Consider the following 13,726-nt stretch of genomic DNA (forward strand, 5'->3'; position numbering starts at 1 on the left):
CGCTATTGAGCTGATTACTCAAGCGAATCGCACCTTTAAACATCATCATCCCTATATTATTAAGAATAAATTTTTCACATTTCCAAGGTAATAATATTTCCTTGATTATTAGATGCCGCCTGTGAAAGAGACTCGATGATTTTTACCAGATCTTCTCTGGCAATAAATTTCTTCGAAAATACGATATCGATTTTCTGATTTAAATAAACAGCGACCAGCACACTGTTTTCACGTTCCTCAACCTTATTAATACATCCATAAGGCAAGAAAATAGTTTTACTCAAGGCGGTCGGTGTTAACAAAAAACCATCCTCTTTCTCGGCAAAGAAACAGCGATCTTCTGTTTTACGATATGAAACAAAATGCATCGCCGCTATCATCATACAAATATTAATCGCGCCATGAATTAACATCACCAGCGTCAAACCACCAAAAATACACGCTTTTTTCCAATATCTGTCCCGTACAAAATAAACTGCGGAATCAGCAGCATTATTACCTTGATATTCAGAGAATGGGGATAGCGTAACTCTTTGAATCGACAACAAACAGCCAATAAAATAAACCGCGCCAAATGGAAAGAAACTCGACACAATAAAAGAGCTGATTTTTGCATACTTTGGCATTTTAAGAATAACAAATAGATTAACCACCTCCAGTAAAATAAAAACCACCATCAAAGCATTCACTATTAATGACTTATCAACAAGATATTGCTCTCTAGAAGAGAGAACAGAATAATCAGCACTAAGTACTGTTATTGTCGCCAGAAAGACGAAACAAGTTAATACATTAATAGCCAAACCTATCCAAGCTATTTTATAGATCTGATTCACAAAAACTCCCCAATTTACACAACATTACATATCAAACAGATAAATTTATATAAAACTTTACATTGGATAATTCGCGACTGAATTTTCCAAAGATAAGCAATCTATTAATATCTCTACGGCTGGTTATAGATAATTCTCAGCACTACTCCATAAATCTTTGATTGAGTTGTTTTACTCCATCCTATTACTTGAGTCAGTAATAGTAATAATAACTTAGAAAACAATCCTTATCGGGTAAAACTCTTTCACTCTCCTTATCGGATTGCTCGTCGGGAGAATTACCTCTGCCTTTTGATTTCACCAAAGTTGCCTCTTTATAAGAACGATAGGTACTCATATGCCGTCCTTAATTGCATTAGCAAAACTGTTACGTTGTTCTTCATACAGTTGACTCCTATTTTCAATTACTTAAATCAATAATAGTAATAATGGCTTGCGAAACATCCATTATCTGGCAAAACTCTTTCACTCTCTTTACCGACTCCCTCATCTAATGAATTGGCCTTTATTTCTTTCAGCCTCTTTCTTGTGAATTGGCGAATATTGAGATTCGTAGGATCAGGGAAACCTAATACCGTGAAAATCTCCTCGGCCAATTTAACTGTAGGTCTGGGCTTTTTTAGGCGGCGGTAATATGTGCCAGGGGCAAATATCGCTATCATCAAAGCAAAAAATGGCAGCATATCTTTCAGAAACGCCAAAGCATCTGTCCAAACAGAAACAGTCAAAATAAGCAGGAATCCCCCAAAAATACAGAAAGTACCGAATATCTGTTCTTTGGCATCTGCATGAATGCCCTGATCACAACGCGGCGTCATAGAAACCACCCTTAATTCAGGATGGGCAATGGCATAAACCACATAATGCCCTTCCTGCTCAGTTGCCGCTAACTCAACATAATCACCTACTTTTGCGGAAGTAAACCCAAGCCAACCGTGGAAGGGAACTCCATTGATTTTACCCCGGACAAAATCACAGACATCACCCCACCGAACATTGGTTTGCGAATTAGATCCAGACGTATTTCCTGCCAACGACATTAATAGCCCGCCATACAATTCCCGTTCTTCCTGACGGGCAAAGGCAACCGGATCATATTCACGCTCGGTAAAATAACCTTTAACACACAGAGTTTCGAACTCTTCCAATACACCACTCACTTTGATCAACGGCTTACTGGGCGGTAATTCTGGCGGCTATGGCTCTTTTGCTAATATTGCATCCAGTTCAGGAATTTTTTCTTTTGTTTTCTCAATCTCTTTTTCTGACTCTTCTTTACTTTCTGGGTGGCTTACTATCCAGTCAAGATTAACCTCGATCCATGTATCAAGACTGCTTCTCTGCCTTTTGATTTCATCAAAATCAATAGCCTCTTTAAAAGAACGACAGGTACTCATATGCCGTCCTTAATTGCATTAGCAAAACTGTTACGTTGTTCTTCACATAGCTTATTTCGTTGCGATTCGGGGTCAATCCATTGCGTGGATTGCAAATTTTTCGCTGGCTCCAAACCAAAAACACAACTTCTGCACCATTTTTGTAAATCATTATCAGAAAAATACGTCACTAACGCTTCAACCACAAAAATTAACAGCATCGCCTCCCAAGTGCACAACCAAGCAAGAGTTTCCCACGCTAAAAGCTTTGCTACCCCCTCAACAAATAAATTTTTAGAAGAAAGTAATGCTCTATCAATTAAAACTTCTAATAAACCATTTAATGCTTTTACTAATTGCATAAAATCATAAGCACTTTTAAGACCGTAAAGGCCAATAAACTGCCAGCGCCCTCTGCCACGCCATTCAGAAGAAAGGTCATCGATATCTATTCCCAGATTTAATGCAGAAGAGAACATTCCCGCACTCGTCCCAATAAACTTAATGGTGTTGGCAGCAACCATATTTTCCATTCCGTGCTTAACTATTGGCTCCACAATCTCCATCGTTGTACTTAGTGTACTTAAAAACGCAGAGGTCACTTGCGCTTGACTCTTAGCATCCCCTTTACTCTCTTTTAACTGATTAGAAAACTCCAGAATATTGGAAGCCAAAACTAACCATTTAATCCGGGATTTTTTTAATACCGGCTCTCCTTCAGCACTGTCTGCAAATTTTTTAAAATCAGACTGATATTTATTACTTTTTTTCAACCGCGCCTCAGAACCCGGCTTCTTAAGCTGTTCCAACACCTGCTGCCGAAACACATTACCGTCCTTAAGTTGTGATACCGATAATTCAACCACCTGATCAAGCGGCACACCTGAAATCACCGATAACAGCGTTTTACTCAGCATTTCATTCATGCTATCCAGCACTTTTCCCAAGCGAGTAAAATTCAAGAACCGATCCCCCAGCGTGACCAGTCGCCGGTCACAATGCAGCATGGCACGAGCAAAAGTACTGTCGGATTTTGGCGGTTTTTCCAGTGCTTCATTCGCTTTATCGTAGGCTTCAATCAGTTTTCCACTCAGATCTGACACCGCTTTCATAAAATCCGAAGGGGCCGCCGGTTGATGATTGTCCTTATTCAGCTTCATCTTCTGTAAAAACCCGTCCATCTCTTTCATCACTTCCGGGTTATTCAGCAATAACGAGCGCCAGATAATATTTTGCGGCGACAGCGCAGAATATTCGTCAATTAAGGTATCTAAATATGCACAACCGGTTTCGGTCACGTTAAGCGAAGCGATGGAATAATCCACCGCCTCACGATAATTGAGGTTGTCCTCCAGCCGGGTGGAATGAAAATCCTGACAACAGGTAATAAACCCACTCTGTTTTAGCCAGCTCACCCTCAACCGGGCCAGTTGTTCCAGCTCCTTCGCCACGTCGGTGCAAAGATCGGCATAACATTGGTTAAATGCCAGTCGTTTAGCCAGATTCAGCTCTGCGGTATATTTTTTCCAATCGCGGGCAACAGATTGCTCATTCGCTTCCACCATGTCACGAGTAACATACTCTCTAAGTTTAGCCTTCTGCTGATCGGAAAAAGCCTTGTACTCCTCCTGCTGAGTGACTTCAAGAGCTTTATCAACCTGCCCTTGCACACCTGCGGCTTTCAATTTATGCAGTTGATTCTCCACACCATTCAGTGAACTGTCAGTCATAAACTCGATCGACAATTCATCCACAAAGGTTTTATGCGCCCCGGCGATATCATCACTCCAACCCGCTAGCTCATGCGCTATCCCTATCGGATCATGCAACGCTATTAACACCGGCGATACCGGCGTGCCATCTTTTGCCAGCCCCCGCTTTTGCATCGCCCTGACCGTAATGTCCGCACATCCCGCTCGCTTGCTGCTCCACGGATACAAGGTGCTCTTCGGCCTCAACGCACCGTGATAAATTTCGTAGTAGGGCGCCTCTTCTAATGTCCGGCTGATACGCGACACTTTCCGGTTGCAAGGCAGCACATATTTGCCGGAGTCATTGTCGCCCAGACAGTAATCGATTACCCCATTCAGGTTCTCTACCGTCGCTTGAGCAATCCCCACCCCTTCCGGCACTCCGCGCCACTGCCACGGTTTCACGCACTGCATCCGCTTTTCCCGCGCTGCGCGATTGTTGTGATAATACTTGATGGTCTCCTTACTCCACATTGAGGGAGAGAAAGCCAGCCAGGTCTCCTGACGCAAGGCGATATCCCTTAGCGCGATAAATTCCACATTAGCGCTCTGATGAGTCGGTGCATAACAATCTGAGTTTTTTTGGGGAGAAACACCAAAAGGCGCACAAAACTGTTGCCACAGTGCCCCATCCTCGCTGACACTCCAGGCATCCCAACTTTCCGGTTCATCTAATCCGGCATTAGTATAATAAACATACAAAAACCCCTGCCGTAAGGCCCGCAGCGCATAATGATAGCCCGGCGCAGAAGGTTCTGGCGTTTCCGCCCACGCCGGCAAGGTTTCCGAAACATTATCAGGCACCACGGTATAGCGCACCGGCAGCAACGCCGGTCCGATGGACTCACATGTCCAACATAATGGTTCATTCATAACAACATCTCCTGGTTCTTTGAAGAAACACCTTAAATCATTAGGTATTTCCTAAATTCCACCGTGCTACGACCATGCATAGCCCTCGGTAAAATTTATTTATCTAGTAAAGGTCATCCCGCTCGGTTTCCCATTTAACAGGCACCGCAACAACACGATGCCTGTGAGATTATTCGAGCTGATATCCCCTCGTACTCAGACCATCAACTCATTACGCCTGATTGCGCTCATTCCACGCATCAGAGTGAATAATGTTGCCGTCTTTGTACGTCCAGGTGATTTTCTCGTAACGAAGCTCAACACGTTCCAGATGGTTGTGCTTCTCCTTGGTAGGATCTTTGATGTCATGCATCAGCGGCGCCACTTTCACCACCTTCACATTGTTCAGATGCGTGATGAAATAAACTTTCTCCTGACCGGCATCATCAATTTGGTACCACTTGAATTCCGCCGATTTCAGGGTTTGACCTGTCGTCACCGCCTTATACAGATACGGACTGGATGCATCCATTTCTTTGGTGAACACCAGCGGCGCATGCACACGGGTACCAGTCAACTTGCCGGTATTGTTATCCGTCGGGATATGCAGCGAATGTTCCAGCGCCACCACTTCGATACTGCCTTCCCGGTTATGTACATCCACCGAGCCTTTGATGTCGGCGCCGCCGTCATCTTTCAACCATAAATACGCAGGGATTGCCATGCTTATGATTCCTCTATTGTCAAACGGGTAATGCCGCCCAATATCCGTGAATATTGGCGACGTGATTAAAACCCCAACCGAATAACGCTTCGGTTGTTAACCCTGATAAATTCAGGGAACAATAAATTTGACACCGGCATTTCCTGACGAAATGGTTAACCGGAATAAAATAATCGCACAAGCCTGACAGACAACTGCAATTAATAGATTCAGTAATAGCATTCACCACAACTGAATAATCTGATTCTCCTCAAGGGTGCATATTAAAATCAAGTATTTTTTTATCAAATAGCACAATTTGTTTAATACCAACGGCAAAATTCAGCATATTTAAACCAATCTTAAACGGAATGTAATTTGTTGATATAAATATGTCGCATTAATTTCAACAATATGATATCGGCTAATTATTCTAATATTTATTCGTTTCAAAATCATGATAATAAAATATATTTCTATATTATTATCAATATCTTGAAAAAACAAAAAAAATACAACACATGCATTATTCCACTATCATGATTAACACCTACCATTATAAACACTCAAACATGCGTAGAAAAGAATGATTCTCAATTATGTTATGCGAATGAGAATAGATTTCATTATTGAGAATAATTTAATCGATAATAGCCGCCCTCTGATTCAGGACAGCGATTATCCTGCCTCATCACAAAGCATTAAAGAAAAATAGGAATATCATGATGATATGATTACAAAATATTGACTATCGGATGAATCACTGAACCCCATTAGATATCTGATAATAACCGGATGATAATCGCCTAATAAGCATGCCTGAAACCAGCCAGGGCCATAATATAGGAGAAACAGGCTCCTGCTGGATGGCGATTACGGGTTTATTCCAGCCCACACTCTTACCTTTATAGAAAACATTTGAAATAATCTGACAATGACATAGCGAAAACGATATTTTATCACTCAGAATAAAATCATCTTTATTTCATGGCATTATCCACTGCCGACCGAATGTTAATCTTACTTTTCAGATTATTTACCAAATAGTTCAACTAGCACCTACATTGACCTGCTGCCAACCATGTTGATCAACCACCACCTGTGTACAACTACTTAATAATGCGACATTGACTGGCGTCAGTGGTTCATTTGCATTTGCTTTAAGAGAAGGCAATGAACGATAAATGTCTCGCAAGTTTTCAGCATAATGGCTTGGTTGGATAGTAACTTTAGCGGCAAAAGGGACAAAATTATCACTACGCCCATAACTTTTCGGCGTTTCACCCTGCCTTAAAAAGGCAATGACTTTAGCTTCATTCGCTCGCCAGTCGGCTTCTCCATCAACAGCCGGCATCATCTCTGCATGTTGCATGACATTTTCGTAGTCATGCTTTGATTGTACCCATTTTAACGCAGCCAATACCGCGCGCTTACGTGCATCAACGACTGTCCCCTCTTCACATTTCTGCTCATCGTGTTTTACCGAATAATGTTTTACTGGATTTGCCACGCCATCCCACAAGTGGCTATTAATCAAAACCGCAATGATTTCTCCTTTCGTTTTTGGTGATGCATATTTTAATATGTCCCCCTGACTGGCATTGATTTTCTCCATCAGTTTAACCCGCTCTTTTTTGTTATTGCGGATGCTTTTTAAATTAAAACTGCCACCAGACATTGACACTTCTTTTACCGAAGCCTGCGGCTCTGTTTGAGTTTTCTTTTCATCTTTACAACCTGACAGGGCCAGTAATACTAAACCTGCTATTATAGGATTTACGGATTTATTCCGGTCCATACTCTTACCTTTATAGAAAACATTTGAAATAACCTAAAAACCACATAGAGAAAACGATACTTTATGGTACAGAATAAAATACCATTGGCTCTACGTTGTTTAATTTTCTCTTTTAAGAATGATTATCATTACCTTTCAATTAAATTAAACCGGCTCAAGAGCGTTTTAATAACACCATATAAAAAATAACCTTTATTTCATGGAATTACCTCCTGCCAGTAAATCTATCGATTGTCCACCGTCATCAGGTTGAACAGTAATATTTTTATATCGCCAATGTCCTGCATGTTTATCCGCATCAACATACACAGTACCACCAGACCGATTTCCTTTAATAGCAATTTCGAATCCCGCGTCACTCTCGCTAATACTGCCAGAAACAAACCAACCTGCTTCAATGGGTTGGCCTAAAATACTTTTCACCGCAGGATTAGATTGTGCCAGCGATAAAGCTTTTTTATAGGGCTCCGAAGATTTTATTGCGGTCATGGCAATCATAAATACCCCCACGAGCAAAACAGGCATAAAGCAGACAATCATCCATTTCCATTTACGCACCACCCAACTACGTTTTTCAGAAAGAGAGGTTATTCCCGTCGTTGCTTCGTTATCCGATAAACTCCACTCTTTTTGTATCGTTACATTTTTTTCTTTCATCTCTTTAATACCTTTTCATTCGGGCGAAACGCCACGTTATCTTATGTTCGAATTTCTTATTCCATCAGATATAGGACAGAACCCTATTTACAGTTTTTTACAATTCATTTAACTACTGCTTATTTTCCTCTTTAATTGTGAAAGCAAAACCCATCGCCATTTCATAATGGTTATCATTATCCTTTTCTCATATAGCGACGTTACTGTTTTGTTTATTTAACTCTTTTTCCCCTTTTTAAGGATCGTTCTATTCAGTTATTGGCTTCTCCTTACAACCATAAAACTAGTTAGATTCAAAATCGTGTTTTTAGTTCAAAAAAAATTCATTACACAGAGAAAATTTTAACTCACAGATAAGGTTTATCTCTTTTTCAATACCCTTACCCTTTTACCCTTGCCAATGTTGTACTCCGGTGAATGTTGATAATCGCTTTCGGTGCACCAGCCATTATCCAGCCTTGCTACTAAGGGATAACAGAGTATGCTTTTCATCATTTAAATATTCCTCACATAACTGTTCTGCTCAATCACCACCTACGTAACGCTTTTAAATAACTCTGCGTTTACCGGTTTCAGCGGTTCATTTAAGCTTTTCGCTACCTCAGCACTAAATAAGGTTTCATAATAGTGCTACACCCATTTTTTGTCTTCCTGGCTTTTGCTGTGATGAAAACGATGCCAAAAAATCATAAACATAATTAATCAACTGCCACATAAATTGACAACAATGATTTCGCGTTATTGTCTCATGGAGCGATTGTCATAATCGTTCTATTTTATTTAGCCACGGTGAATAGACGGGTAAAAACAACAGAGTAAATTTGGGATGTCGTGCCAGCCACTCCTTTACCTTCTGACTTTTATGAATAGCGTAGTTATATAAGATTAATGTAAGGGTTTCCGCATGGGGATATTGATGATTCAGTTCATCTAACATTTTGATAAATAAATTAGAGTTCTTTTCTATTCCGGTGACTTGCTCTGTTTGGGCATTTTCTGGCATTCATTTTGAAGTATGGGTGCTATGATTGGCATCACTCAGTCCGTGTTGGGGTTTGGGATTTTTCGCAATTGATCAGATCACAAAAATCGGACTGAGTTCACTTCCAGTGATCTACTATTTTGAAAATTTATTTAATTGCATAATTACACCTCCGCCAGGATTTTATTCGGACAAATAACCGCATTGTAAGTAATAATTTCGTTCATATGCTTGCCTTTATTTATCCGTAAATGAATGCGCCATTGCAATTTTTTCTTTCAAACGCTTATGTGCTGATGACAGACGATTATTTATCGCCTGATATTCTTCCAGCGTCTGGTTCGCCAGAATATGACGCCATAAATGCACAGGATTATCCGCTGCACTGACATTAATCGGGTCGTCAGGATCAACCTTACAGGCATCTTCCACTTCTTTAGGCCATTGCGGTATTTTGCTAGTCTGCATCGCAATATAACGGGCAATACTTGTAATTAGATCAAATGGAAAATTTATCAGTTCAACAAACCAGTCCAAACGAGAATTCATCCGCATTAGATACTGTAATCCAAAAATATAACCTTCTTTCTTCTGCTCAATAGGCGGACACAATAAGATAATATCCGCCTGTTCCTGTAAACCATCTTCCTCCATATAGCAACGGATAAATTCCCAATAGCCCGGCATCAACTCCCGAAATACTCCAGAAAATCCCAGACTAAATGTATCCAATACAGTTTCCTTATCGTCTGCCAGAATATGACCGTCAATACACCATTCCGTCATCTTGCCGCTGTACTTGGTCAGGGTAAAAAACACCTCTTTCCAGGGAACCGATAATACCGTTCCATTAAAACGGTAAACATAGATCATCTGAGTTTTGCGGTTAAATCGAATTGGATAATGTGTCGTAGCAAACCATTCTTTTAGGGTCAGTTTGCCACTGAAATAGATCAATAGCGCAAAACCTGCTGTCAACATAAATACCCCGAATAAAGAAGGGATTATCTTTTTATAAATAATATACTGATAAGCCATTCCACCATAAGCGTATAATATTAATCCAAAACAGCTCAAAAAAAGCGGCGCAAATAGTGAACTAATAAACCCTTTATTTCGGTAATATTTATCCACAGTCTCCATATAAGTCGAGTTCATACGGATCACCGTATCGTACTCAATCATATATTCGCCTGTTTTACCTGTTAACCGGGTTGGTTTTCCCTGACAAAGTTGATTGTCTTTTTCTTGTTGAGTCAAAGGACGATTCAGTTCGTAGGACATATAAAATCGACTTAATAGCATAATTATGCTCCCGCAGTCATTAATTTATTAAAAGCGTCCATTTCCATTCTGCTATCAGGCCAGATAGAGGGAATATCCTCTTCACCCACTGGAATCTTGCGCCACAGACAGGCCGCCAGCCATTTCTGGATCTCATTCTTCTTTTTCATCGCCAGATAGATATTGGCACCAAGGTATAGTAATAAAGCAACAAATAGACCTAATGGACCTAAAACACCGGCAAGCCACAGTCCTGCACTCACCGCTGAAATTAAATAGGCAATTCCCAAATCTATATTGCCTTTAAACACGATTTCATCTATCGCATGGCAGCTATCCCAGACTATTCCAACAATCGCAGCCCGGGCGCCAAGGAATTTCACTATCTCAATCCCTCTCATTAACTTAAGCAGGCTTTCCCGTCCCAAGACAAGACGCACCATAGGCTTTAACCGCAGGACTTTAAAATTATTCAACAACCGCTCACAAGTTTCAGCGATAGCCCCCATCGCAGCGACCAAATCTGCCGCAAACCGAGTACATGCCTCCGTATTTTCCTTAGGCCACCCGGCCGCGCGCAATGCGGAAATCTGCATCACCAGAGAGAAAATACAGCCGGTAAAGGGAGGGACTTTTGCCAACTGCTTGGCAGCACTCTCGACAGAACTGGCCTCTAACTGCGCTAGTTTTGTGCGTAACGTCCCCGGAAACAGCTCCGCACGGATCTCATCGACAGAATACAAGGTTTTCACCAAAGACTTAGCCCGTTCCGCCTCCGGTAAGGCCAAGGTCTTTTCCGCTTCACCTGCGTTTGCCAACGCAATAAAGTTGAATTCCTGATCCCCCTCCATCGGCAAGCCGTCAATCTTCAAACGACGCATTTCAATGTCAACGTAGTGACGAAGCTGATCTGAGGAAGGGCGCCGTTTCAGATCCCCCAAATCACCGATCACAGCGACTACCGCACTGATAAAATGTTTACGCTTTCCGACGAACTTAATGACTTTTAATTCCTTGCCATGCAGCTTAGCTAATACGACTAGTGCGGGAAGCGGCACTTTCTCCACGGCTTTATTCATCACCGCAAACAAAGTGCTACTCAGTTCATTCAGGTATTTTTCTATTGTGAGCGAAACCGGTCCATCGAAGTGCTCAGCGATGTCTTTAAGCCCATCGGGTATTTTATCCCAAGCAAGAGAGCCGTAGTTTCCACCGGTCTTTAAGACTCCGTGAATTTGCTCTATTTTTTTATCACTGTTCATCACCAGCGCACGTAACAGCAGATTATCTGGCGTGATGGTGGTGCTCATCATCTGTTCTTGAAAATAACGGGATGCTCCCAGTTTATCCTGCATGCCTGCAACACAATCATGGACCGACTGGACAAACAGCGCACCGCTATAATCGTCCGTGCTATCAAAGTTATGGTCAAAATAGTCCAGCAGGAGCTGGCTTTTCAGCCAGTCCAGATACATTTCGGTCATCGGAGAGATAATAGTGTTGTCATACCGCGTCAGATCGGTGGTGAACCGATCCATAAACGCTTTTTCTTTATCACGATCAATGTACTTCTCATAATCCGCCCAATACTTTTGTACCAATGGCTTTAATGCCATATCATTTAAGTAATGCGTAGTATTCGCTCGCTTTTCAGAACCAGGAATATAATATTCACCATCAAAGCTGCCATACCGAGCTTCATTCTCCTCAGTTTCATCTTTAGTTAGCTGATCCCGCTCAAACTGTCGGCACAATGCCTCTTTCAGCGTGCTTAGAGAAGCCGAAAGCGCAATCCCTCTGATGTAATGTAGATTTTCATGAAACTGGGTCTTTAACCGATAATTCGCCAAAGCAGCAATATCCTGCACCACAGCAACCGGATCAGACAGAAACAGTATGACGCCTTTGTCTGGCAACAATTCTTTAGTAGCCCACCATAGATTGTCCGGCTCAAATAACCATTTCCCATTCCAATGAGAGCTGGTGTAATCGGCAATACGCCGGTTGGTATCTATCTGCGTATGATATTCCGCTACGGTATCCCTCAGTGACGAGAACGGCAGGGCATTCTCTCCCTCTCCACGGTTTAGCCATTTTTCCATATCAAAACGCTGCATATATCGCGCACGATATACCGGATCTTCGTGCTTTTTACGTACCGCATCCGTCCACTCCACCGCTGACCAGGCCAACCAAAAGGCTTTGTTTGTCAACCCCTTCGGCAACACCGGTAATGTCACCAGCGAAGCACGCGCCAACTCATCTGGTTCATTAATGCAAGGTTTCATTTCACCATTGGCTAGACGCGGCGGAACTTTGCTATCGGCGGGCAGAAGATAGTAGTAGCCCTCATCAGTCACGTAATAATTGATCCAGCCATTGACCAGCTCATCCCAGATATACAAAAAGCCTTCACGCAGCAGACGCGTGGTATAGCCCGTTTCGCCTTTTCCCTCTACCGGCATCGATATGTTCGCAGGCAAATCCGGTACGCCATCACCCTGCGCTTTGATGGCAGGACGAACCAGTAAAACAGGCAGTCCCTCGCGGGTACAAAAATTACAGCCAGGGTTATTCACAATAAAATCTCCTGTATTGCACACAATTTATTTCAGGTTTCCCGGGTTAAGACGGCCCAGCAATGTTTCGTTCGCATCGTTAACGATAATCGATAGCAGTATCTGACCTTTTGAATTGTCATCGGCTTTCCATACGCCATCTTTTTGATATATAGATATTTTATCCGTCACCTCATAATAACGTGGCATCGGTTCCCCGACTTTGGCCTGTTTAACCCGCATCTTTACCGGACACAGCAAAACATTAGCTTTGTCTTGCGCTGGCTCGCACTTACCGGTTTTTTCAACTGATTGAAAAACAGTTGTGACGCCGTGCACTTTACGCACCTGTACCGGGTTTTCCGGCGCCTGCAAGATAAATGTGGCGGATTTGTTGAGCATCACCGCCGGGTCGATATCCCGGGTCGGGCTGGTGAAATCAATGGTGTAGCAATAGGGCGCGCACAGGCGCTCTTCGCCGGTGAAGCTGAATACCTCCAGTTCAGCGCCACAGCGCCGCACTTCAAGGCGGTAGCGGGCATGGCCCGGCAGCGCGGCTTGACTCGCTCGCAACTGGCGAGCCCGCAACATTTTTCTATCCATCAATAGGTTTTCCCCGGATATCAGATAAAACGGCTGTGCAATAGCAAGCGAGGCGCTTCCTACTGTTTCAATAAAGTCCCAGTTGCTATCAGCGATGAGGTCAATTCATCCATTCAACTGGCACAAATCCAACCGAATAAATGCTCGGTTGTCAGCCCTGGTTAATCCGGGGAACAAGAGATTTCATCCGGTATTTCCTGACTCAGCAGTTAACCGGAATGAAAATAATCGTGAGGGCCTGATGCCTGCTCTCGAATTAATAGATTCAATAACGAAATAGACGGTTATTGAATAAGTCAATTCTCCTCATTAGCGCATATTAAAAA

The 13,726-nt window shown here is 42.3% G+C and carries 11 protein-coding genes and 1 pseudogene; all 12 read right to left on the bottom strand.

The window, feature by feature from the left end; all coding sequences use genetic code 11:
* Positions 1-74: 74 nt before the first annotated feature.
* Positions 75-836 (bottom strand): hypothetical protein, encoded by a 762-nt coding sequence (locus C6H66_RS08455; RefSeq protein WP_105395341.1) that lies wholly within the window; start codon positions 834-836, stop codon positions 75-77.
* Positions 837-1,249: 413 nt separating this feature from the next.
* Positions 1,250-1,996 (bottom strand): putative type VI secretion system effector, encoded by a 747-nt coding sequence (locus tag C6H66_RS08460; RefSeq protein ID WP_248000634.1) that lies wholly within the window; start codon positions 1,994-1,996, stop codon positions 1,250-1,252.
* 36 nt (positions 1,997-2,032) lie between these two features.
* Positions 2,033-2,233 (bottom strand): hypothetical protein, encoded by a 201-nt coding sequence (locus tag C6H66_RS26700; RefSeq protein ID WP_248000635.1) that lies wholly within the window; start codon positions 2,231-2,233, stop codon positions 2,033-2,035.
* Complete coding sequence (locus tag C6H66_RS08465) at positions 2,230-4,836, bottom strand: T6SS effector BTH_I2691 family protein (RefSeq protein ID WP_105395342.1); 2,607 nt, start codon at positions 4,834-4,836, stop codon at positions 2,230-2,232. Before C6H66_RS08465 ends, C6H66_RS26700 begins: the two co-directional genes overlap by 4 nt.
* Positions 4,837-5,047: 211 nt before the next feature.
* Entirely contained in the window at positions 5,048-5,539 is a 492-nt protein-coding gene (locus C6H66_RS08470; RefSeq protein WP_036809569.1) for an Hcp family type VI secretion system effector, read from the bottom strand.
* 1,027 nt (positions 5,540-6,566) lie between these two features.
* A complete protein-coding gene (locus tag C6H66_RS08475) occupies positions 6,567-7,316 on the bottom strand; it encodes a hypothetical protein (protein ID WP_046394539.1) in 750 nt (249 codons plus the stop codon).
* Between the two features lie 192 nt (positions 7,317-7,508).
* Positions 7,509-7,973: a cytochrome c oxidase assembly factor Coa1 family protein gene (locus C6H66_RS08480; RefSeq protein WP_046394538.1), complete on the bottom strand. Its 465-nt coding sequence runs from the start codon at positions 7,971-7,973 to the stop codon at positions 7,509-7,511.
* 360 nt (positions 7,974-8,333) lie between these two features.
* Positions 8,334-8,468: a hypothetical protein gene (locus tag C6H66_RS27240; protein ID WP_267483597.1), complete on the bottom strand. Its 135-nt coding sequence runs from the start codon at positions 8,466-8,468 to the stop codon at positions 8,334-8,336.
* Between the two features lie 124 nt (positions 8,469-8,592).
* A pseudogene (locus tag C6H66_RS08485) lies at positions 8,593-8,967 on the bottom strand (transposase); the annotation flags it as partial.
* A gap of 225 nt (positions 8,968-9,192) precedes the next feature.
* Positions 9,193-10,260: a DUF6708 domain-containing protein gene (locus C6H66_RS08490; protein WP_046397602.1), complete on the bottom strand. Its 1,068-nt coding sequence runs from the start codon at positions 10,258-10,260 to the stop codon at positions 9,193-9,195.
* A gap of 2 nt (positions 10,261-10,262) precedes the next feature.
* Positions 10,263-12,818: a T6SS effector BTH_I2691 family protein gene (locus C6H66_RS08495; RefSeq protein ID WP_105395343.1), complete on the bottom strand. Its 2,556-nt coding sequence runs from the start codon at positions 12,816-12,818 to the stop codon at positions 10,263-10,265.
* Between the two features lie 27 nt (positions 12,819-12,845).
* Positions 12,846-13,400, bottom strand: a complete 555-nt coding sequence (locus tag C6H66_RS26705; protein WP_246593365.1) for a phage late control D family protein — start codon at positions 13,398-13,400, stop codon at positions 12,846-12,848.
* Positions 13,401-13,726: the final 326 nt, after the last annotated feature.

The organism is Photorhabdus hindustanensis (assembly GCF_002968995.1).
GTDB classification, from domain to species: domain Bacteria; phylum Pseudomonadota; class Gammaproteobacteria; order Enterobacterales; family Enterobacteriaceae; genus Photorhabdus; species Photorhabdus akhurstii.